Source organism: Roseibium porphyridii, from assembly GCF_026191725.2.
GTDB classification, from domain to species: domain Bacteria; phylum Pseudomonadota; class Alphaproteobacteria; order Rhizobiales; family Stappiaceae; genus Roseibium; species Roseibium porphyridii.
Genome location: NZ_CP120863.1, coordinates 5,122,267 through 5,142,290, shown reverse-complemented (window position 1 = coordinate 5,142,290; position 20,024 = coordinate 5,122,267). Strand labels below are relative to the sequence as shown.

Below are 20,024 nucleotides of genomic sequence, written 5' to 3'. Positions count from 1 at the left end.
GCATTTTGGAGACAATGAATGAGTAACGCACCTCAGGATATTCAAAACCCCATCCTGCCCGGATTCAATCCTGATCCGTCCATTTGCCGGGTGGGAAACGACTACTACATCGCAACGTCAACCTTCGAATGGTTTCCGGGCGTTCAAATCCATCATTCCAGGGATTTGAAAAACTGGCGGCTCGTTATGCGTCCGTTGACCCGGCCCGAGCAATTGGACATGCGCGGCAATCCGGACTCCTGCGGTATCTGGGCACCTTGCCTCACCTATGCCGATGGTCTTTTCTGGCTTGTTTACACAGATGTGAAACGCAAAGACGGATCCTTCAAGGATGCGCACAATTATATTGTTACCGCTCCTGACATCGAGGGTCCCTGGTCAGATCCTGTCTACACAAATTCCTCAGGCTTTGATCCGTCGCTATTCCATGATGAAGACGGACGCAAATGGTTTTTGAACATGATCTGGGACCATCGGGTGGGCCACAATTCCTTCGCCGGCATCGCGCTTCAGGAATACGATCCCGTCAAACAGGCATTGATCGGACCCATCCAGAATATTTTCAAGGGCACTCCGCTCGCCCTGACCGAAGGCCCGCATCTTTATAAGCGTGATGGTTGGTACTACCTGCTGACCGCAGAGGGAGGGACTGCCTATGATCACGCGGTGACACTAGCCAGATCCCGGCAAATTGGTGGGCCATATGACGTCCATCCTGAACAACATGTTGTCACGGCACGGTTCGATCCGGACAACCCGATCCAAAGGGCTGGGCACGGTGATTTTGTCGAAACCCAGACTGGTGAAACCTATCTGGTGCATTTGATGGGGCGACCACGTCTTGGTCAGGATCGTTGTCAGATGGGTCGAGAGACCGCGATCCAGAAATGCGTCTGGGGCGATGATGGATGGTTGCGGCTGGAAGCTGGCGGTGTTGCGCCACAATCGAGCGTACCAGGACCGAACCTGCCGGAACATGTATTCCCAGAGGAAATCGCTCGACATGAATTCGACAGTCCTGAACTCCCGGATGTTTTTCAGTGGCTACGCACACCCTATCCTGACCGTTTGTTTTCGCTCAGGGAGCGGCCGGGTCATTTGAGGCTCTTTGGACGCGAATCCGTTGGCAGCTGGTTCGAACAGGCGTTTGTTGCCAGGCGGCAGACACACTACGACTACGAGGCTGAAACTCTTGTCGATTTTCAACCGGAAACGTTTCAACAGACAGCCGGACTGATCGCATACTACGGTCAATTGCAGTTTTTCTATCTTGCTGTAACGCATGACGAGGTTAAGGGGCGCGTTCTGACAATTCTGAGCTCTCCCGGTGACGATCCGGAGGGACATATCAAAGCGCCTCTGCAAGAATCCGTTTCGTTGCCGGAAAGCGGTCCCGTTGCATTGAAAGTCACAGTTGAGGAAATGGCTCTGCGATTCTGGTATCGGACATCCGGAAGTGACTGGGACCGGATCGGTCCGGCATTTGATGCAACTCTGTTGTCCGACGAAGCTGCGGGCCGCGGTGCTCATGGCAATTTCACCGGTGCTTTTGTCGGAATGCACGCGATGGATACGTCCGGTCAGGCCAAAACGGCAGACTTTGACTATTTCAGCTATCGAAACCTTGTCTGAAGTAACAGGGAAGCAATGATAAAGTGGCGGCTAGGACGAAAAGTCGCCTCTAATACTCAAATTTTGAATTGACCTTTGTGACAGCGCACCGCATATCTATGCCATGCGCTTGACACAACAAACCAACTATGCCGTTCGTGCGCTCATGTATTGCGCCGTGAACCCGGACAAACCAAGCAAGGTCGCAGATATTGCCGCCAGCTTCGATATGTCCGAAACCCATCTGTTCAAAATCATGAAGGTGCTGGTCGATGCCAATCTGATCAGAACCATTCGTGGACGAAATGGCGGCGTCATGCTTGCCCGCTCGGCCGAGCAGATCACAGTCGGTGAGGTGGTGCGTGCTGCGGAAGAAAGCTTCCTGCTGGCAGAGTGCTTTGACAGCGGCCGCAAGGATTGCCCATTGATCGTGTCCTGTGGTTTCAATGGTCTCCTGCATGAAGCGCTTGAAGCGTTCATGGAAGTCCTCGACGGAAAGTCGATTGCGGATTTGTCGGAAGACCGGTTTGGCATGCGCGACCTGTTGAAGATCGATAACGCAAAAACACCGATCGCTGCCAACGCCTGATACTTAGACGCTCATGAAAACGCAAAAGGCGCTACCAATCGGTAAGCGCCTTTTTTGATATGCCTTTGGAGAAAAGGCCGGGCTGGCTTGCCGCTGAGGGAGAGGAGAGGGCGGTTGGCTGGCCTGGCATTTTTACCCCCGATTGCTCGGGGGTCCTGTCCGAAACGAAACCAGAGGACGCGATTTCCAATTCCGTTTCGATCAGGCATTGCTTTGATAGGAAAACTTGAGTATGAGTGTCAAGTATAAAGTGGAGTTAAAAACTCATCTTTTGTTTTTGCCGTCGAAATCGCCCGCTGTTGCTCCTCTAGGAGGCCTTAGCGGGCAGCACAATAAGGGCCAAGGACCGTTTGCGCGCCATGACACTGATCGCTAACAGCCAGAAGCAACGTCTGTCTCTCGCTTCCTCCAGCCGGAACAGGCCGCCATTGCCTGCAAGCTCGAAAAGAGAAAAAACTGAGCTGGATACCCGTGAGCTATTCGGAAATCTCCGTCAGATCGAGATCCAGCACAACGACGAAACCTACCGGCTATCCATTACCAAACAGGGCAAGCTCATTCTGACGAAATAGCAGTACCTGAGCCGACAAGAATGCGGGTCGCCTAAGTCAGTGTTAGGCGACCGAATGTTGATCAGGCTGCAAAAATGGCAACTGGCTTGCCAACACCGCGCAACGCATGTTCTCCCATCTCATTCAAATCCGTGCGCAAGTCTCCTGATAAGGATGCACGAACAGGTTCGGTCAGTAGAAGTTCCCGGCCAAGTGGTTTGCAAAGTGATTCCACGCGGCTGGTTTCATTCACCGCCCGACCAATAACTGTGAAGTCCAGACGTTCTTCGCCTCCGACATTGCCAAAGAAAACTTCGCCCCGGTGCAGACCGATACCGATCTTCAGTGGGTGCCAGAGTGCCGGATCCGGCAATTCATCCAATGGCGCTTCATTCAGTTCATCTATTGCGTTCAGCGCTGCCTTGGAGGCTTTCACCGCAGCGTTGGCCGCTGCCGTTTCCCCCATCGCTTTCTGATCGAAGACGGCAAGGATGCCGTCCCCCATGAATTTCAGGATGTCGCCGCCATGGGACAAGACGGCTTCGGACACTCGGTCGAAATATGCGTTGAGGATCGCTGTGACTTCCGGGCCGCTGAGCCGATCGGCGAGCTGCGTGAACCCGCGCATATCCGACATGAAAACGACGGCTTCGATTGCCTCTCCGTCTCCACGGCGAATTTCCCCGTCCAGGACACGTCGACCTGCAATCGGGCCGAGATACGTGTCAGCGACGTTGCGTGCTATCCGCTGGACGATGTGACGCTCGACATGCAGCGCCAGAAGGTCGATCAGGCCACGGATTTTTTCCTTGCCATCGACAGGGAAACCACCGGGCTTGGTGGATGCGAAAGTCATCGCGTTGAACGTCTGTCCGGTCGCGCTCAGGGGCACCGCGGCATAGACAGTGAAGCCTTGCTCCGCAAGCTCGCCCATGAGAGGCGCTGAGTTTCGACCTTCTTCCGATTCAAGGTCAACCTTGATCGTCTCACCCTGCATGATGACTTTGTAGAGTGGATTGCGGGTGAAGGCCTCTTGATTGATGGCATTTGAATCTGCTGCGATCTCATCGCAAATTTCGTCTTTGCTGCTCCAGAACCACGAAAAGCCGATGACACGCGGATGAAGCGTCCCGATGTGAAGGGTACAGCGGTCAATGCCGAGATCGGCCGCCTTGCAGCGCCACATGAACTCTTCGAACATCAGCATGACATTGTCGATCTTGGTGGCGTCGTGCAAAAGCCAGCCGTGAAGATCGTCAAGTGTCTGTTTTGCTGGAGCGCTGGAAGGACCTCGTTGGGAGCGGTTCAGAAGATGCACATGCGGGGCATAGCTGCGTGGGGTGGGGTCAAGCATTGCCTGGTTCATGCGGGCTCCGATGGTGTCGCCGGGATCAGATGGGTCAACAGGACATATAGTTCAAACTCAGGTTCGCAAAATAGCTGGGCAAACAAAATCCCCGGCGTTTCGTGCCGGGGATGATCGAGAGTGCCACTTGGTCGTTGTGGTCAGAATGCAGCTTCGACCCCGCCCATTTCCACATAGACGCTTTTGATCTGGCTGTAATAGTCGATCGCAGCATGACCGTTTTCGCGACCGATACCAGATTTCTTGTAACCGCCAAACGGCATTTCGATGGGGGTGAGGTTGTAGGTGTTGATCCAGCAGGTACCTGCTTGCAAGCGGTCGATGACCCGGTGTGCGCGCTGAATATCTCGGGTGAAAACGCCGGCGGCGAGGCCGAACTCCGTGTCGTTTGCCCGGTCAACGACATCCGTCTCGTCGTCAAAATCAAGAACGCTCAGCACTGGGCCGAAGATTTCTTCACGCGCGATGGTCATATCGTCGCTGACATCCGCAAAGACTGTTGGTTCGACGAAATAACCATCAGGGAAACTGTCTACCTTTGCCGCATTCCCACCGCAGACAAGCCGGGCCCCTTCATTCTGACCGACCTTGAGGTAGTGCATCACCTTGTCCAGCTGCTGCCGGGAAACCAGTGGTCCGATGGAAGTCGCTTCGTCCAGTGGATCACCAAGAATGGCTGTCTTGGTGCGCTCCGCGAGCCGCTTCAGGAATTCTTCCTTGATGCCGCTATGAACGAAAACCCGGGTGCCGTTCGAGCAGATTTGACCCGTTGAATAGAAGTTTGCGTTGATTGCTGCGGAAATAGCGTTCTCGATATCCGCATCGTCGAAAATGATCAGCGGTGACTTGCCGCCAAGTTCCAGGGTTGTTTTCTTGAGATGTTCACCGGCAAGGGCCGCGACTTTGGCACCTGTCGGCACAGATCCTGTCAACGACACCTTGGCAATGTCCGGATGGGCCACCATTTTTGCGCCGACGTCTCCAAAGCCCTGCAAGACGTTGAAAACACCGTCCGGCAGACCGGCTTCCGAGAAAGCTTCCGCAAGCTTCAGGGCGCTCAGTGGCGTCACTTCGGAAGGTTTGAAAATCATGGCATTGCCGCAGACAAGCGCAGGAGCGGCTTTCCAGCACGCGATCTGGATTGGGTAGTTCCAGGCACCGATACCGAAGCAGATACCGAGCGGCTCACGCTTGGTATAGGCAAAGGCACCGCCGAGCTCGATATGTTCGCCTGTCAGTGTCGCGGCAAGACCGCCATAATATTCAAGACAGTCGGCACCAGATGCGGCATCGGCAATCAGCGTCTCCTGAAGGGGTTTGCCTGTGTCCAGAGTTTCAAGGATCGACAGTTCGCGGTTTTTCTCACGCAGGATTTCTGCAGTGCGGCGCAAGATGCGGCCACGCTCGGCCGGCGGTGTCGCCGCCCAGACTTTCTGACCCTCTTTTGCGGACTTTATCGCCGCGTCGACAATCGCGTCATCGGCCGAGACGATGCGTGCAATGACTTCTCCGGTCGCCGGATAAAGCGAATCGAATGGCGTGCCGGACTGGCTTTCAAGGTATGAGCCACCGACATAGTGCGAGGCTTGAGGTTGGGCGCGCATGAAATGGCTCCTGATCTTTTTTGGTACCGGCGCACCGGTTGGTCGTTTCAGCGTTGGGACGTTTCCCAGTCCGGATGGATCCAGGGTTCCTGATTGGATGCCGGAAGAGGGTCGATGCCCAGAATATGGTCGGAGGCTTTCTCTCCGACCATTATCGAAGGTGCATTCAAGTTGCCATTGGTGATTAACGGAAAGATGGAGCTGTCTGCAACTCGCAATCCATCGACGCCGATCACACGGCATTCAGGATCGACAACCGCCATCGGATCGTCCTTTGCACCCATCCGACAGGTGCCGCAGGGGTGATAAGCACTTTCCGCGTGTTCCCGGATGAAATCATCCAGAGCTTCATCGCTTTGAACATGGTCACCGGGCTGGATTTCCTTGCCGCGGTAGTCCGCAAAGGCTTCCTGACCGAAGAGCTCACGGGTCAACCTGATGCATTTGCGGAAATCTTCCCAGTCTTCCTCGTGAGACATGTAGTTGAAGAAGATTGAGGGTTTTGAGCGCGGGTCGCTGGACGTCAGTTTTACGGCCCCGCGTGACTTTGACCGCATCGGACCAACATGGGCCTGGAATCCGTGGCCCTCAGCGGCGGCCTGTCCGTCGTAGCGGACTGCAAATGGCAGGAAGTGATACTGGATGTCGGGATATTTCACCCCGGCTTTTGAGCGAATGAAGGCAGCGGCTTCGAACTGGTTTGACGCGCCAAGGCCTTTCTTGAAAAACAGCCACTGTGCTCCGATCACGGCCTTTGAGATAAGGTTCCAGTGCTTATAGAGCGTGATCGGCTGAACGCAGGCCTGCTGAATGTAGAGCTCCAGATGGTCTTGAAGGTTGGCACCAACACCCGGCCTGTCGGCGACGACATCGATCCCAAGCGCACTCAGGTCAGCAGCTGCGCCGATGCCCGACTGCATAAGGATTTTGGGAGAATTGATGGAGGAAGCCGCCAGCACGACTTCGCGTTCCGCGCGCGCCGTGCGAATTTCCCCGCCTGTCTCGAATTCCACGCCGACTGCGCGATTGTTTTCGATCAGGACCTTGCGCACAAGCGCGCCCTTGATCAGATCAAGGTTTCCGCGTTTCAGAGCCGGCTTCAGATAAGCATTCGCTGCGGACCATCGGCGTCCCCGATGGACCGTCATCTCCATATCGGCAAAGCCTTCCTGGCGCTCGCCATTATAATCGCCTGTCACACCGTAGCCGGCCTGTTCACCCGCATCCTTGAATGCCTGAAACAGTGGGTTCCACTTTGATCCCCGCTGGACATGAAGGGGACCGTTGCTCCCGCGCCAACCTGTCTGGCCGCCGTGGCTCGTTTCCAGTCGCTTGTAGTAGGGCAGAACATGCCGATAACCCCAGCCGGCGGCCCCCATTTCCTCCCAGGTGTCGAAATCGCAGGCATGACCGCGAACATAGACCATGCCATTGACGGAGGACGAGCCACCGATGACTTTGCCCCGGGGTGTGGCCAAGCGTCGACCGCCCAAATGCGGTTCGGGTTCGCTGGAATAACCCCAGTCGTATAGCGACATGTTCATCGGGTAAGAAAGAGCCGCTGGCATCTGAATCAGCGGCCCAGCATCTGTGCCGCCAAATTCCAGTACCAGAACGCGATTGGTGCCGTCTTCCGACAGTCTGGATGCCATGGCGCAACCGGCCGAGCCCGCACCAACAATGATAAAATCGAACGTGTCCGTCATCTGCGCTCCGCGCGGCTAATCATGTGTTTGAAGTTCGTGCGACATGCGCCGCGATTTGCGTTTCGACATAGTCTTCGACCATGGCGATTGCCGCCTGTCGGTCGGTCTTTGTGTCGCTGAGAGCCTGGCGGATCCAGACACCGTCGATCATGGAGGCGGTACCTTCGGCAACGCGTCGCGCCTCATCCCGTGGCAGGAAGGCGCGCAGCGCGTGCGTGAGATTTGAGGCGAGCCTGGCTGCATAAATGCGCAGCAAGCGTCGGTTGCTGTCTGTCGTCCGGGACTGAACATAAAAGGCCAGCCAGGCCGCAATGACCGTCGGCTGGAACTGATCAACGGCGAAATTGCCGGCAATGATGGCGGAGATGCGCTGCCGCGGCGTTTCCGCCATCGCAAGGCCATCGCTGATTGCGCGGCCGAGCTCCGTCAGAAGATGGCGCATCGTCGCTGCAAGTAATTGATCTTTCGACCCGAAGTAATGGTGCACCAGACCACCAGAAACGCCGGCGCGTTTGGCGATCTGAGCCATCGTTATGTCACTGTATCCGCGCTCATGAATAGCATCGACAGTTGCGTCAATAAGGCTTCGCCGCCGCTCCGCTTCCATTCCGACCTTGGGCATAATGATCTCCACATCTCAGCGAAATCTATTTTTAATTGACTAATCAATCAATGAAAACTTGCAAATTTTCCCGGTGGATGTTTGGATCGCGTTCATTCAAGCTGTAGTGAGGGGAACGAGACAGCTGAACGCTGGGCAGTACTCACTTTCCACTGCACATACAAAAAGCGACTTTCCGAAGGAGGTACTCAAATGAAAATTGCAGCGAAACTCGCTGGGGCACTTGCAATTGGACTGATGATGTCCGGAACCGCACTGGCAAATGACCCGGAAGCCTGCAAGACCGTTCGTTTCTCTGATGTAGGCTGGACCGACATCACAGCAACGACCGCTGCCACATCCGTCGTGCTCGAAGCGCTTGGCTATGAGCCGGAAGTGAAAATCCTTTCCGTGCCGGTTACCTACGCCTCCTTGAAGAACAAGGACATCGATATTTTCCTCGGCAACTGGATGCCGACCATGGAAGGTGACATCAAGGCGTATCGCGAAGACGGTTCCGTCGAGACGGTCCGCGCCAACCTTGAAGGCGCGAAATACACGCTTGCTGTTCCGAAATACACCTACGACAAGGGCCTGAAGAGCTTTTCGGATATTGCCAAGTTCCGCGACGATCTCGACGGCAAGATATACGGCATCGAGCCGGGCAACGATGGCAACCGCCTCATCATCGGAATGATCGACGAAAACCTTTTTGAACTGAAGGGCTTTGAAGTCGTCGAGTCCTCCGAACAAGGCATGCTCGCTCAGGTCGCTCGTGCGAACCGCCGTGAGAATGACATTGTCTTCCTCGGTTGGGAGCCGCATCCGATGAACGCCAGCTTCGAAATGGCGTATCTTGAAGGTGGCGATGACATCTTTGGCCCCAACTACGGTGGAGCGACCGTCTACACAAACGTGCGCGCTGGCTACACCGGCGAGTGCCCGAATGTGGGCAAGCTTCTTGAAAACCTTGAGTTCTCGCTGGCCATGGAAAATGAGATCATGGGTGCGATCCTGATTGATGGCGAGGATCCCAACAAGGCAGCCGCTGCGTGGCTGAAAGAGCATCCGGCAACCTTCGAAAACTGGCTTGTCGGCGTAAAAACGTTTGATGGCGGTGACAGCTTCGCTGCCGTTAAAGGGGCACTTGGCCTCTAACCTGAAGCGAAATCAGCGCCGGCGTGGATCACCCCGCCGGCGTTTTCCTTTTTAAGAACAAAAAGAACGGAGAGGCGGGTTGGACTGGCTGACAGACAATAAACTTCCGATCGGCCCATGGGCACGGTCCGTGGTCGACTGGTTGACTGACAATGCCTATTGGGTATTCGACGGCATCTCGTTATTCCTGGAAACACTGATCGATGGGATCTTGTGGTTGTTGCAGACGCCGCATCCTCTGGTCATTGTCGTTGTGGCTGTGGCCATCGGTTACGCGGTTCATCGCACGCTCGCCTTCGCGGTGTTCGTTGCTGTGTCGCTGCTGCTCATCATCAATCAGGGCTACTGGGAAGAAACAACCGAAACGCTGGCGCTGGTCATTGCGGCCTCAGTCGTATGTATGGCAGTCGGCGTGCCGATCGGTGTGCTCGGCGCGCATAATCCGCGCTTTTATGCAGCGATCCGCCCGGTGTTGGATCTCATGCAGACAATCCCGACCTTTGTTTATCTTATCCCGGCACTCATTCTTTTTGGGCTTGGTATGGTGCCTGGACTGATCGCGACAGTGATCTTTGCCATTCCGGCTCCCATTCGCCTGACCCAGCTTGGTGTGTCCTCCACCCCTACAGCGCTTTTGGAAGCCGGTCAGGCATTCGGGGCAACGAAACGCCAGCTTCTCTGGAAGATCGAATTGCCCTACGCGCTGCCGCAAATCATGGCCGGCCTGACGCAGACCATCATGCTGTCGCTGTCGATGGTGGTGATTGCCGCACTTGTTGGCGCTGACGGTCTCGGTGTGCCGACCCTCAGGGCGCTGAATACCGTCAACATTGCACAGGGTTTTGAAGTCGGTGTCTGCATCGTTCTGATTGCCATCGTGCTTGACCGGTTTTTCCGGGCTCAGGAAGGAGGCAAACGATGAGTGTAGAACAATCGACCCCGGTCGTTTCCTTCAAAGATGTCGACATCGTCTTTGGCGACAAACCCGCGAGCGCTCTTCCTCTGATCGATGCAGGGAAAACGCGGCAGGATATCCAGGCTGAAACAGGTCAGATTCTTGGTGTTGCCGGTGCGAGTTTTGACATTCATGAGGGTGAGGTCATCGTCCTCATGGGGTTGTCCGGTTCCGGCAAGTCAACGCTCTTGCGGGCCGTCAACGGACTGAACCCGGTCATTCGCGGTGAAGTCCAGGTTCATGACGGCAAGCAGTTCGTGAACCCGGAAACCTGTTCGGAAAACGATCTGCGTGAATTGCGACGACACCGGATTGCGATGGTGTTCCAGCAGTTCGGCTTGCTGCCATGGCGTACGGTCGCCGAAAATGTCGGCTTTGGTCTGGAACTTGCCGGTATGTCAGCGAAGGAACGACTGGCGAAGGTTGAGGAACAACTGAAGCTGGTCGGGCTGTCCGGTTGGGGCGAGAAATTCGTTCATGAACTTTCCGGCGGCATGCAGCAGCGCGTCGGTCTGGCCAGGGCATTTGCAACCGACGCTCCGATCCTGTTGATGGATGAACCTTTCTCGGCGCTGGATCCGCTGATCCGTGACAAGTTGCAGGACGAGCTCCTTGATCTTCAGAAGGAACTCAATCGAACCATTATTTTCGTGAGCCACGATCTCGACGAAGCCGCCAAGATCGGTTCGCGTATTGCCATCATGGAAGGCGGAAGGGTCATCCAGCTGGGAACTCCTCAGGAGATCGTCAAATCGCCGGCAACTGAATACGTCGCCGATTTTGTCAGTCACATGAACCCGCTGAATGTTCTGAGGGCGCGTGACATCATGGTGCCTCCAGGGAGCCTTGCCGGATCGCTGGCCAGTGCCCTGTCCTGTGAAGATGGAACGCCGATCCGCGAAGTCGCCAAACTGAAAAAGTCGAGCACCGAACCTGTTGTCGTTCAAAAGGACGGTGCGATTGTCGGTGTGATCGGGGAAAACGAGCTGCTCGATTGCATGCTCTAAAGAAACCGAACGCCGTCGTCATGCTGAAGTTGCACGCGTGATGTGGCAAAACAAAAACGGGGCCAATCGGCCCCGTTTTCGCGTTTTCGACCCATAGCCACTCGATCTGAGCGGCAAAGCCTCTGAACTTAGAGAAGCTCGAGCTGAGCAGCCTGCTTGCCGCGGCCGCGACGATCGTCTTCGGCGACGAACGAGATTTTTGCGCCTTCAACCGGCGTACCGATACCAGCCTGCTCAAATGCAGTGACGTGAACGAATACGTCCTTGCCGCCGTTTTCAGGCGTGATGAAGCCGAAGCCGCGGTCGTGGTTGAAGAATTTGATTGTGCCGTTCTCACGCATGGAGAAACCTTTCCGTTGGTTAAATGCGCCCGTCCGTTTCCGGCAGAGCGCGGATAAACGAGAAGTCAAATAAGAAACGGAAAGCTTTGTAATTCAGAGCGTAGCTTGATGAAGCCGTTGCCGAAGTCGTCAGTCTCACCGGGTCTTTCGTCATGTCCCGTACGACGCAGCTTGCGCCGACGCTGCATAATGTAAGGCGCGCAGCCTGTTCCGACAAGTGAAAGATGCGTAAGTTGGTCAAACAAACGTTTTTCAGCCCTTTTTTTGGAAAGTGACAGCTTGTGACCCCGGTCACAGAGACAAATTGCTGCCGTGGCTATTGTCCATTCATGAACTGAGGCACGCAGGGGCCTCGGAAAAACGAAGGGACACCGTCATGTTCAAGAAAGTAGCTAACACCACAATCGCGCTGGCTCTTGTTGCCGGTGCAGCCCTCACCACTCAGACGCAATCTGCAAATGCCGCCGAAGGCTGGCAGGTCGGCGTTGGCATCGCAGGTGGCCTTGCTGCCGGTGCGATCCTTGGCTCCGCATTGTCGCAGCCGCGCTATGTTGCACCGCCGCCGGCCTATTACCCGGCACCGGCCCCGGTCGTGACCTACCGCCCGGCGCCCTGGTCTCCGGCTTGGTACAACTACTGCAGCCGCAAGTATCGCTCGTTTAATCCGAACACCGGCTACTTTCTGGCGTATTCAGGTCAGTACACGTTCTGCCGATAAACGAAACACCCGTCATTGGAACGGGCTTGGACAAAGCAACATAAAGCCGGGGCGTAATCCCCAAGAATGGGTTTCCGGCTCTACTCCCTGCAAGGTATTCCTCCCAACCTTGCGGGGAGTTTTCATTTGATCAGCGGTTTGCAGCCGGATCTGACAAAGGCGTTAGCCTTAAGTTACAGCGCGCTTTGCTGCCCGCATGATTGTTTCCAACTGATTTAAGAACCGCGATCTGTCGGCTTTGGTAAAGGAGGGGCCACCTTCCCGGATTTCACCAATTTCGCGCAAGTGCGTTTTCAAGTCCCGCATCGCGAGACGCATACCGATCCCGTCTTCACTGAAAGGCTTGCCGGTCGGCCCGATTACCAGTGCGCCTGCCTTGACGCATCTGGACGCCAGCGGCACATCAGCTGTCACGACGACGTCGCCTGTCTGAGCGCGCTCCGCAATCCAATTGTCTGCTTCATCCGGGCCTTCCGGCACGACAACTCGCTCGACCAGATCACCTTCCGGCAAACGCATCCAGCTGTTGGACACAAACTTGATTGCAACATTGTGCCGTTCACCAACACGGACGGCTTCGTTCTTTACCGGACAGGCATCGGCGTCCACATAAAGCACAGTCATGCGCGTTCGCCCTCCACGATATTGCTTAGATAGTTTTGAATGCCGATTGCGGCCTGTCGACCGGTGGCAAAACAGGCTTGAAGCAGATAGCCGCCGGTTGGCGCCTCCCAGTCGAGCATTTCGCCGGCCACAAACACACCAGGTTGAGCGCGCAACATCAGTCCATCGTCAATGTCGCCAAGTGCGATGCCACCAGCCGATGAAATCGCGCGGTCAATGTCGTAAGGGGCGGAGCACAGAACGGGCAAGGCCTTGATCCGCGCGGCAAGGCCTTCTGGATCTTCGGGAAGGGGGCCAACTTCGCGCAAGAGCGCTTGTTCGACAGGGTTCAGTTTCAGCGCCTTTTTCAAAAAAGTCGAGATGGATTGTTTGCGCCGCGGCCGGGAGAGTTTCTGGCGCACCGTGTCTATCGACATAGCTGGGCGCAGATCAATCAAGAGCTCTGCGGAGCCGTTGCTGTTGATCTTCTCGCGTAATTCTGCGGAAAGAGCATAAACCGCGCCGCCTTCGATCCCCTTTGCTGACAGCAGCGCTTCTCCACTGCATTGGCTGCCATCGAGGCTCAGAGCAATGCGCTTCAAGGGCGTACCCGCAAACCTGTCTTTCAGGATCTCGCTCCAGGCGACGAGAAAGCCGCAATTGGAGGGCTGAAACCGGGATATGTTGATCTGGTGTTCTTCAAGTGCCGGGGTCCATGCCGCGTCGGAACCCAGCCTTGGCCAACTTGCCCCGCCAAGGGCAAGCAGAAGGGCGCGACAAGGAAAGGTTTTCGGCTCTCCACCCTCGGGTTTCAAGAGTGCCGCGCCTTCTGCGGTCAGTCCGGTGAAGGTGTGGCGTGTCAGCAGTTTGACACCGCGTTGGTCGAGCCGCCGAAGCCATGCACGCAGCAGGGGCGAGGCTTTCATGGACTTTGGAAACACCCTGCCGCTGCTGCCGACAAAGGTCTCTTCGCCAAGGCTATGACACCAGTCGCGAAGATCATTTGGCGAAAAAGCACGGATCATGGGGTCCAGGAAGTTGCGTGCCTCGCGATACCGACCCAGAAAAACATCAATGTCTTCGCTGTGGGTCAGGTTTAGACCACCACGTCCGGCCATCAGAAACTTGCGGGCTGGCGAAGGCATCTTGTCGGCAACGGTCACCTCAAGGCCCTTCGCCGATAGTTGCTCGGCAGCGAACAGCCCGGCCGGTCCGGCACCTATGATCAGAACATCGGTCATGGCGCTTTATTAGTTGGACTGGCCTTGCTTGGCCACCGGCATTTTCATGTTCAGCAAAGACTTGCATCTCAGGCGTATGGCAGGTTGCTTCCAAGTGCTCTGCAGCCGTGCCTTTGCGCAAGATGAACTTCTCAAGTTTTTGTTATCCGTCTCATGAGACTATCCGGTCCAACGGTTGGATGTTCCGGCCTGAGCTGAAGTGGCAAGGGTATTTGGCATGGAAAAAACCAGGGACCTCATCGTCGTCGCCGACCCGGATCCCAATGTTCAATCCGGTTTCCAGAAACTGTTTGGCGGTCAGATGGAAGTCGCCTGCTTTTCTGACTCTGACTCAGCTTTGATTTTCCTGAAGCAGCAACCCAGTGCTGCCATCGTCTGTTCCTGCTTCAACTTGCCGGGTCGCGGTGGGTCCGCGTTTTTGAGAGCTTCGGAAATCATTGCGCCAATGGCGGCAAGAGTGATGTTGACGCGGGAGCGTTCTGCAGAAGCTGTCAAACAGGCGCTGAATGAAGGCCATGCTTTCATGTTTCTGGACAAGCCGAGTCAGCCGGCAGATCTCGTTGCGGCCATGGAAACGGCACTTGCGCATCACCGTCAGCTGTTCAAGGACCGGGCGTTGCTTGAACGAACCTTGGCAGGTTCTGTCAAACTTCTCATAGACATGATGGCCCTTTTTCACCCCGAAGCCTTCCGGCGTACGGGCGTCGTGCGCAAACAAGCCTTAAAGCTTGCCAAGGCATTGGGCATGAAAAAGACCTGGGAACTTGAAATGGCGGTCATGCTGTCGCCCCTGGGTGAAGCGTTGCTGCCCAAACAGGTCCTTGCCCGCTATCGCGCCGCGCGCAGCCTGACCGAACAGGAGCGTGATGTGCTCGACAAATCTCCTGCCCAGACGCAGGAACTTTTGAAAAACATCCCGCAATTGGAGCGGGTGTCGGACTATCTCTATTTGTCCGCACGCGGGTACGATGGCTCCGGTTTTCCTAAGGACGGGCCGACGGGATCAGATATTCCCCAAATCTCCAGAATACTGAAGTTGCTGACAGATCTCTGGTATGCCAGTCCCGAAGCCGGACCGGATGCTGCAGCGTTTGAGGCTGTGACCATCAATCGTCGGAAATACGACCCCAAGCTGTTGGAGCTGGCCAAGAATGTTCTGATGGACGATGTTCCCGAAGAACGGAAAAAGCATGTGGCAGAATGCCATATCCGGTCGCTGCGGCCCGGCGATATCCTTGTTGATGATGCATTGACCGAAAGCAGCCATGAATTGGTTCTGTCTCGTGGGCACACCTTGACCCCGACGACGATCCGCCGCCTTGAGCATTTCCATCAGACAACGGGTGTTCGCCAACCAATTCGTGTCGAGCGCCATGAAGTTGTACAAAAAGCCGTACCTGATCCGGCTTAGGGTGCGTTCTTTTTATTCCGCAACTCGGCCTCATAGGCCTTGGCGACACGCAAGAAACGGGCATGGGCATAATTCATGGACAGGATTAGTCCCCACCAGCCGTATTTCCGGTATCTGCGCACGAAATAGGCTTTAAAAAAGCTGACGGGAAATTCCGTTATCAAGCGGCTTTTAGGCAGTCGCCTGCCGCGGCTTCGCATGTCTTCCACCTGCATGGCGGAATAGCGGTTGTATTTTTCGACCTGAAAATCAAGAGATCGGATCGACCGGTGCGCCATGATGCCTGACAGGTTTTCGATCTTGGCACCAGGTTCAGGCCGGACGGTGTCGTGAACCGTGGAGTCTGAAAACCGTCCTTTGCGCCGGTCATAAAGCCGTATCTGGTGATATCCGTAAGCCCACGGTGCTGGTGTGCTTTCGTGCGCGTACATATCCCGGATCATGATCCGCCAGCCATCGGCGTCATTGTAAGTTTGGTCTGCGAATTTCGCTTTGATCTCCGCCGCCAGTTCCGGTGTCACCTCTTCATCGGCATCGAGGTTCAAAATCCAGTCATGTTTGCACTGGTCTTCGCCATGGCGCTTCTGTGGACCGTATCCAAGCCACTCGTGAAACACCACGCGAGCACCAAGGTTTTCGGCAATTGCAACCGTGTCGTCGCTCGACCCGCTGTCGACCACAATGACCTCGTGCACCCAGTCGATCACGCTCTCGATCGGCCGGGCGATGCGGTCGGCCTCATTTCGAGCGATGATGAATACGGAGAGGGGAAGGCGGCTTGTCATCGGTGTTCCGGCTTGTTGATCGCCGGAAGACCCCGGCGCGACTATTTAGCCGCGCCGGACACCGATTTGAAGAACAGATTTCAGGATTTTACTCGTGCAAACAGTGCATCGTGCCCAGCCAAGGCGACCTTGGTGCCTTCAAATGTGCCGGAAAAACCGGGTGCGTCGAGGTTTTCAAGATCAAGCGCGCCAACTTCGACAGTCGCTGCCGCCGACCCCAGGTTGAAGGCGCACAGGATGGTTTCGTCATTGTAAGAACGCGTAAACACAAGAGTTTCGCCAGCGCTGTCGAGAAAATGCATATCGCCTTTCTTGAGAGGAGCGTGCTTCTGCCGCCAAGCGTAAAACGCGCGATTACGGTTCAAAATGGACGCGTCATCCTTGTCCTGTTCAAAGGCCGCAAGCTCAAGATGTTCAGGCGCGACAGGCAACCAGGGTTCAGCTTCGGAGAAACCGGCATACCCGTTGTCTCTCACCCAGGGCATCGGAGTTCGACAACCGTCGCGGCCCTTGTAATCGGGCCAGAAACGTATGCCATAGGGGTCTTGCAGTTTCTCGAAAGGTACATCGGCCTGCGGCAGGCCCAGTTCCTCGCCTTGATATAGGCAGGGCGTGCCGCGCAAAGATGCGCAAAGGGCGGTTTCGAAAGGAGCAAATCTGGCAACATCCTGACCGGCGCCCCACCGGGTGCCCACCCGTTGCACATCATGGTTGGACAGAGCCCAACTGGCCCAGCCCGATCCGATGCCGTCGTTCATTTCTTCCACGATGCGGCGAATATAGGCAGCGGAATGCTGCGGCGTCAGCAGATCGAAGCTGTAAGCCATATGAATTCGCTTGCCGGCTTCCGTATAGGATGCGGTCAGTTCCACAGCCTGTCCGTCGGCACCGATTTCGCCAACTGATGTCGCGCCTGGATATTGGTCGAGCAAAGCCCGCAGTCGTTCCAGGAATGTCAGGTTTTCCGGCCGTGTCTTGTCGTAAACATGGTCCTGGTAGCCATATGGGTTGGACGGATCCACGGTGGATGGAAGTTCGTGGGCGCTGAGTGGTGGATTGTCTCTCAGTTCTTTGTCATGCACGTAGAAATTCACCGTGTCGAGGCGGAAGCCGTCGACACCTCTGTCGAGCCAGAACTTGGCGACATCCAGAACCGCATCCTGAACGTCCATGTTGTGAAAGTTGAGATCCGGCTGGCTGGCGAGGAAATTGTGCATGTAGTACTGGCGACGGTGGCTGTCCCACTCCCAGGCGGGGCCGCCGAAAATCGAGAGCCAGTTGTTGGGCACGTTTCCGTCCGGCTTTGCATCAGCCCACACAAACCAGTCGGCCTTCGGATTGTTTTTTGAAGACCGGCTTTCAACGAACCAGGGGTGCTGGTCGGACGTGTGCGAGATCACGAGGTCGATGATGACTTTCAGACCGCGATCATGCGCGGCGGCAAGCATTCGGTCAAAATCCGCAAGTGAGCCGAACATCGGATCGACATCCACATAGTTGGAAACGTCGTAGCCGAAATCCGCCATTGGGGACGTGAAAAACGGAGACAGCCAGATGGCATCGACACCAAGCGAGGCAACATAGTCCATACGTTCGGTCACACCGTTCAGGTCGCCGATACCATCGCCATTCGTGTCGTTAAACGAGCGAGGGTAGATCTGATAGATCACAGCTCCGCGCCACCAGTCCTGGTCCTTGATCGCGTTTTCAGACATTTCGACCTCCTGGCCTGTTTCGACTTCTTCGAACATTGCCGGTCTCCCTTCCGCCGACTGAGCATCCGTTTCTGCTCGGTTGGCTTGAAACGGGCTTGGTAAATCTGGACGGTTCATTAGAATTCAAAGCGCTTTGAATGGCTATATACCGCGGATCGCAAGGTCAAGGTGTCGCTCACAAAAAGTCGTGAGATTTTTTTCAAGTCGGATGAGAGATCCGACCTTGAGACGAATGTACGCAAAATCAAAAACCGGCCCTGCGAAGTAGAACCGGCAAAATGACAGAAAGGTCTTTAAACAGCATTCGGTCAGAAACACCTGCGAATACCCGCGTGTTCATGACGCTGAGATGAATGCCCTGCGTGAAGGGCATTTATATGAGCAGAAACCGAGGATTGGTGATCTCTGATCATAAAAAAGCGTGTCTTGAGTGGTAGTGTTAGATCAATTAATATATTGAAAAATAACATAAAAATAAAAAGTTATGACGTTTAGGTAACTTTCTTCTTGCAAAGCAGTATGGAAGCTGGAACTGTCCGGCAATGCCAAATTCAGTGAAGCGGTGAATGAGCCGGGCACGTATCCGTGCCGTTGTGATGCGACAAGCCGCTTTGCGCGAGGAAACCTGGAGGAAGTGTCATGACGGCAGCAATGGTGGGATGGGCACATATGCCCTTCGGCAAGCATGCGGAAGAAACAGTCGAAAGCATGATCGTCAAAGTCGCAGTGGACGCCATCCACGATGCCGGCATTGCGCCGGAAGATGTCGACGAAATTTTGCTGGGGCACTTCAATGCCGGTTTTTCCGTTCAGGACTTTACAGCCTCACTTGTCCTGCAGGCCGATCCGGCCCTTCGTTTCAAACCGGCAACACGGGTTGAGAATGCGTGCGCGACGGGTTCGGCAGCAGTTCATCAGGGTGTGAGAGCCATCGCATCCGGAGATGCCCGCTTCGTGCTTGTTGTTGGTGTCGAACAGATGACGACGACCCCGGGCCCGGAAATCGGGAAGAACCTGTTGAAGGCCTCCTACCTGAAGGAAGAAGGCGATATTCCAGCAGGATTTGCCGGAGTTTTCGGAAAGATAGCAGATGCCTATTTCCAGAAATTTGGCGACCAGTCCGACGCGTTGGCCAAGATTGCCGCCAAGAACCACAAGAACGGCGTCAACAATCCCTACGCTCAAATGCGCAAGGATCTAGGTTTCGAGTTCTGCCGCGCCGAAAGCGAGAAAAACCCGTTTGTCGCTGGTCCCCTGAAGCGGACCGACTGTTCATTGGTTTCTGACGGCGCTGCGGCACTTGTGCTGACGGACCCTGCCACGGCACTCGGCATGAAAAAGGCGGTTGCGTTCCGCGGTATGTCGCACGTGCAGGATTTCCTTCCGATGTCCAAGCGCGACATCCTGAAATTTGAAGGCTGTTCCAAGGCCTGGGGCGAAGCTCTCGGCGACGCGAATCTGGCGTTAGAGGATCTTTCCTTTGTTGAAACCCATGACTGTTTCACAATTGCGGAGTTGCTCGAATATGAAGCCATGGGTCTGACTGCTGAAGGTGAAGGCGCTAGGGCTGTTCTTGAAGGCTGGACTGAAATGGACGGCAAGCTGCCGGTCAATCCGTCCGGCGGGTTGAAGGCAAAGGGGCACCCGATCGGCGCAACAGGCGTCTCCATGCATGTTTTGACGGCTATGCAGCTGACCGACACGGCAGGTGACATTCAGGTCAAGAATGCTGAAATCGGTGGTATTTTCAACATGGGCGGTGCCGCGGTCGCCAACTTCGTTTCCGTGTTGCAGGCGATGAAATAAGTCAGCCAACCTCAACTCAATGGGGATGATTTCGATCATCCTCATTTGAGCGCCATGGCACTCGATCGCCAATCCATTTGGCCATGATGCGGCAGCTTCGAGACCGGCTGTGTTAACGCCCGCCAGTTTCCAAAATAGCGAGTTGATTGACTGAAGCAGCGCTGCCCGTCGATTTCTCTTGCAACTTAGGCGATTGAACTGGTTCAAGGGTTTTGGCCGCACGAGAGTGCGGCGGGACATGATCTTGCCATCTCGC

General features: G+C 55.4%; 18 protein-coding genes. 9 read left to right on the top strand and 9 right to left on the bottom strand.

All coding sequences use genetic code 11. From position 1 onward, the window contains the following. Window positions 1-18 precede the first annotated feature (18 nt). The 3 genes from K1718_RS23640 (at window position 19) to hemP (ending at window position 2,772) form a co-directional block, all read left to right on the top strand. The gene (locus tag K1718_RS23640) at window positions 19-1,632 is read left to right on the top strand and encodes a glycoside hydrolase family 43 protein (RefSeq protein WP_265680631.1); all 1,614 of its coding nucleotides are present in this window, start codon (window positions 19-21) and stop codon (window positions 1,630-1,632) included. 103 nt (window positions 1,633-1,735) lie between these two features. Continuing rightward, a complete protein-coding gene (locus K1718_RS23635; RefSeq protein WP_152503269.1) occupies window positions 1,736-2,200 on the top strand; it encodes an Rrf2 family transcriptional regulator in 465 nt (154 codons plus the stop codon). Window positions 2,201-2,559: 359 nt separating this feature from the next. After that, window positions 2,560-2,772, top strand: a complete 213-nt coding sequence (gene hemP, locus K1718_RS23630; protein WP_152503268.1) for a hemin uptake protein HemP — start codon at window positions 2,560-2,562, stop codon at window positions 2,770-2,772. Window positions 2,773-2,833: 61 nt separating this feature from the next. Here hemP and K1718_RS23625 read toward each other — a convergent pair whose 3' ends face one another. The 4 genes from K1718_RS23625 to betI all read right to left on the bottom strand — a co-directional run bounded on the left by K1718_RS23625 (window position 2,834) and on the right by betI (window position 8,049). Further along, window positions 2,834-4,117, bottom strand: coding sequence for an adenylate/guanylate cyclase domain-containing protein (locus tag K1718_RS23625; RefSeq protein ID WP_152503267.1), 1,284 nt, complete (start codon window positions 4,115-4,117; stop codon window positions 2,834-2,836). Between the two features lie 140 nt (window positions 4,118-4,257). After that, entirely contained in the window at window positions 4,258-5,721 is a 1,464-nt protein-coding gene (gene betB, locus K1718_RS23620) for a betaine-aldehyde dehydrogenase (RefSeq protein WP_265680632.1), read from the bottom strand. A 47-nt stretch (window positions 5,722-5,768) separates the two neighbouring features. Further along, complete coding sequence (betA, locus tag K1718_RS23615; protein ID WP_265680633.1) at window positions 5,769-7,427, bottom strand: choline dehydrogenase; 1,659 nt, start codon at window positions 7,425-7,427, stop codon at window positions 5,769-5,771. A 19-nt stretch (window positions 7,428-7,446) separates the two neighbouring features. Beyond that, a complete protein-coding gene (gene betI, locus K1718_RS23610; protein ID WP_152503264.1) occupies window positions 7,447-8,049 on the bottom strand; it encodes a transcriptional regulator BetI in 603 nt (200 codons plus the stop codon). 192 nt (window positions 8,050-8,241) lie between these two features. On the opposite strand from betI, the gene K1718_RS23605 reads away from it, so the two are divergent. From K1718_RS23605 to choV, 3 genes are all read left to right on the top strand, one after another. Further along, window positions 8,242-9,186, top strand: a complete 945-nt coding sequence (locus K1718_RS23605) for a choline ABC transporter substrate-binding protein (protein ID WP_265680634.1) — start codon at window positions 8,242-8,244, stop codon at window positions 9,184-9,186. 79 nt (window positions 9,187-9,265) lie between these two features. Further along, a complete protein-coding gene (gene choW, locus K1718_RS23600; protein WP_152503262.1) occupies window positions 9,266-10,108 on the top strand; it encodes a choline ABC transporter permease subunit in 843 nt (280 codons plus the stop codon). Continuing rightward, entirely contained in the window at window positions 10,105-11,148 is a 1,044-nt protein-coding gene (gene choV, locus K1718_RS23595; protein ID WP_152503261.1) for a choline ABC transporter ATP-binding protein, read from the top strand. The genes choW and choV overlap by 4 nt, the downstream gene beginning before the upstream one ends. A 128-nt stretch (window positions 11,149-11,276) precedes the next feature. Here the strand turns inward: choV and K1718_RS23590 are convergent, their stop codons facing one another. Then, the gene (locus K1718_RS23590) at window positions 11,277-11,489 is read right to left on the bottom strand and encodes a cold-shock protein (protein WP_141188395.1); all 213 of its coding nucleotides are present in this window, start codon (window positions 11,487-11,489) and stop codon (window positions 11,277-11,279) included. Window positions 11,490-11,865: 376 nt separating this feature from the next. Here K1718_RS23590 and K1718_RS23585 point away from each other — a divergent pair, with 376 nt between their 5' ends. Continuing rightward, entirely contained in the window at window positions 11,866-12,207 is a 342-nt protein-coding gene (locus K1718_RS23585) for a BA14K family protein (RefSeq protein WP_265680635.1), read from the top strand. Window positions 12,208-12,375: 168 nt separating this feature from the next. On the opposite strand, the gene K1718_RS23580 is transcribed toward K1718_RS23585, so the two are convergent. Both K1718_RS23580 and K1718_RS23575 read right to left on the bottom strand, forming a co-directional pair. Further along, window positions 12,376-12,831, bottom strand: coding sequence for a YaiI/YqxD family protein (locus tag K1718_RS23580; protein WP_152503259.1), 456 nt, complete (start codon window positions 12,829-12,831; stop codon window positions 12,376-12,378). After that, window positions 12,828-14,051 carry a TIGR03862 family flavoprotein gene (locus tag K1718_RS23575; RefSeq protein ID WP_265680636.1) on the bottom strand — a complete coding sequence of 408 codons (1,224 nt, stop codon included), beginning with the start codon at window positions 14,049-14,051 and terminating at the stop codon, window positions 12,828-12,830. The genes K1718_RS23580 and K1718_RS23575 overlap by 4 nt, the downstream gene beginning before the upstream one ends. A gap of 217 nt (window positions 14,052-14,268) precedes the next feature. Between K1718_RS23575 and K1718_RS23570 the strand changes: the two genes are divergently transcribed. Then, window positions 14,269-15,462, top strand: coding sequence for an HD domain-containing phosphohydrolase (locus K1718_RS23570; RefSeq protein WP_152503257.1), 1,194 nt, complete (start codon window positions 14,269-14,271; stop codon window positions 15,460-15,462). Here the strand turns inward: K1718_RS23570 and K1718_RS23565 are convergent. Both K1718_RS23565 and K1718_RS23560 read right to left on the bottom strand, forming a co-directional pair. Beyond that, a complete protein-coding gene (locus K1718_RS23565; RefSeq protein ID WP_265680637.1) occupies window positions 15,459-16,247 on the bottom strand; it encodes a glycosyltransferase family 2 protein in 789 nt (262 codons plus the stop codon). The genes K1718_RS23570 and K1718_RS23565 overlap by 4 nt on opposite strands. An 80-nt stretch (window positions 16,248-16,327) precedes the next feature. Continuing rightward, window positions 16,328-17,998 (bottom strand): alpha-glucosidase, encoded by a 1,671-nt coding sequence (locus tag K1718_RS23560; protein ID WP_265680638.1) that lies wholly within the window; start codon window positions 17,996-17,998, stop codon window positions 16,328-16,330. Between the two features lie 603 nt (window positions 17,999-18,601). Here K1718_RS23560 and K1718_RS23555 point away from each other — a divergent pair. Further along, window positions 18,602-19,768: an acetyl-CoA acetyltransferase gene (locus tag K1718_RS23555; protein WP_152503254.1), complete on the top strand. Its 1,167-nt coding sequence runs from the start codon at window positions 18,602-18,604 to the stop codon at window positions 19,766-19,768. The last annotated feature ends 256 nt before the right edge of the window (window positions 19,769-20,024 follow it).

Bases quoted from the DNA above. Each gene is read 5' to 3' on its own strand.
- K1718_RS23640 (WP_265680631.1), top strand. From the start codon at position 19: ATGAGTAACGCACCTCAGGATATTCAAAACCCCATCCTGCCCGGATTC.
- K1718_RS23635 (WP_152503269.1), top strand. From the start codon at position 1,736: ATGCGCTTGACACAACAAACCAACTATGCCGTTCGTGCGCTCATGTAT.
- hemP (WP_152503268.1), top strand. From the start codon at position 2,560: ATGACACTGATCGCTAACAGCCAGAAGCAACGTCTGTCTCTCGCTTCC.
- K1718_RS23625 (WP_152503267.1), bottom strand. From the start codon at position 4,117: ATGAACCAGGCAATGCTTGACCCCACCCCACGCAGCTATGCCCCGCAT.
- betB (WP_265680632.1), bottom strand. From the start codon at position 5,721: ATGCGCGCCCAACCTCAAGCCTCGCACTATGTCGGTGGCTCATACCTT.
- betA (WP_265680633.1), bottom strand. From the start codon at position 7,427: ATGACGGACACGTTCGATTTTATCATTGTTGGTGCGGGCTCGGCCGGT.
- betI (WP_152503264.1), bottom strand. From the start codon at position 8,049: ATGCCCAAGGTCGGAATGGAAGCGGAGCGGCGGCGAAGCCTTATTGAC.
- K1718_RS23605 (WP_265680634.1), top strand. From the start codon at position 8,242: ATGAAAATTGCAGCGAAACTCGCTGGGGCACTTGCAATTGGACTGATG.
- choV (WP_152503261.1), top strand. From the start codon at position 10,105: ATGAGTGTAGAACAATCGACCCCGGTCGTTTCCTTCAAAGATGTCGAC.
- K1718_RS23590 (WP_141188395.1), bottom strand. From the start codon at position 11,489: ATGCGTGAGAACGGCACAATCAAATTCTTCAACCACGACCGCGGCTTC.
- K1718_RS23585 (WP_265680635.1), top strand. From the start codon at position 11,866: ATGTTCAAGAAAGTAGCTAACACCACAATCGCGCTGGCTCTTGTTGCC.
- K1718_RS23580 (WP_152503259.1), bottom strand. From the start codon at position 12,831: ATGACTGTGCTTTATGTGGACGCCGATGCCTGTCCGGTAAAGAACGAA.
- K1718_RS23575 (WP_265680636.1), bottom strand. From the start codon at position 14,051: ATGACCGATGTTCTGATCATAGGTGCCGGACCGGCCGGGCTGTTCGCT.
- K1718_RS23570 (WP_152503257.1), top strand. From the start codon at position 14,269: ATGGAAAAAACCAGGGACCTCATCGTCGTCGCCGACCCGGATCCCAAT.
- K1718_RS23565 (WP_265680637.1), bottom strand. From the start codon at position 16,247: ATGACAAGCCGCCTTCCCCTCTCCGTATTCATCATCGCTCGAAATGAG.
- K1718_RS23560 (WP_265680638.1), bottom strand. From the start codon at position 17,998: ATGTTCGAAGAAGTCGAAACAGGCCAGGAGGTCGAAATGTCTGAAAAC.
- K1718_RS23555 (WP_152503254.1), top strand. From the start codon at position 18,602: ATGACGGCAGCAATGGTGGGATGGGCACATATGCCCTTCGGCAAGCAT.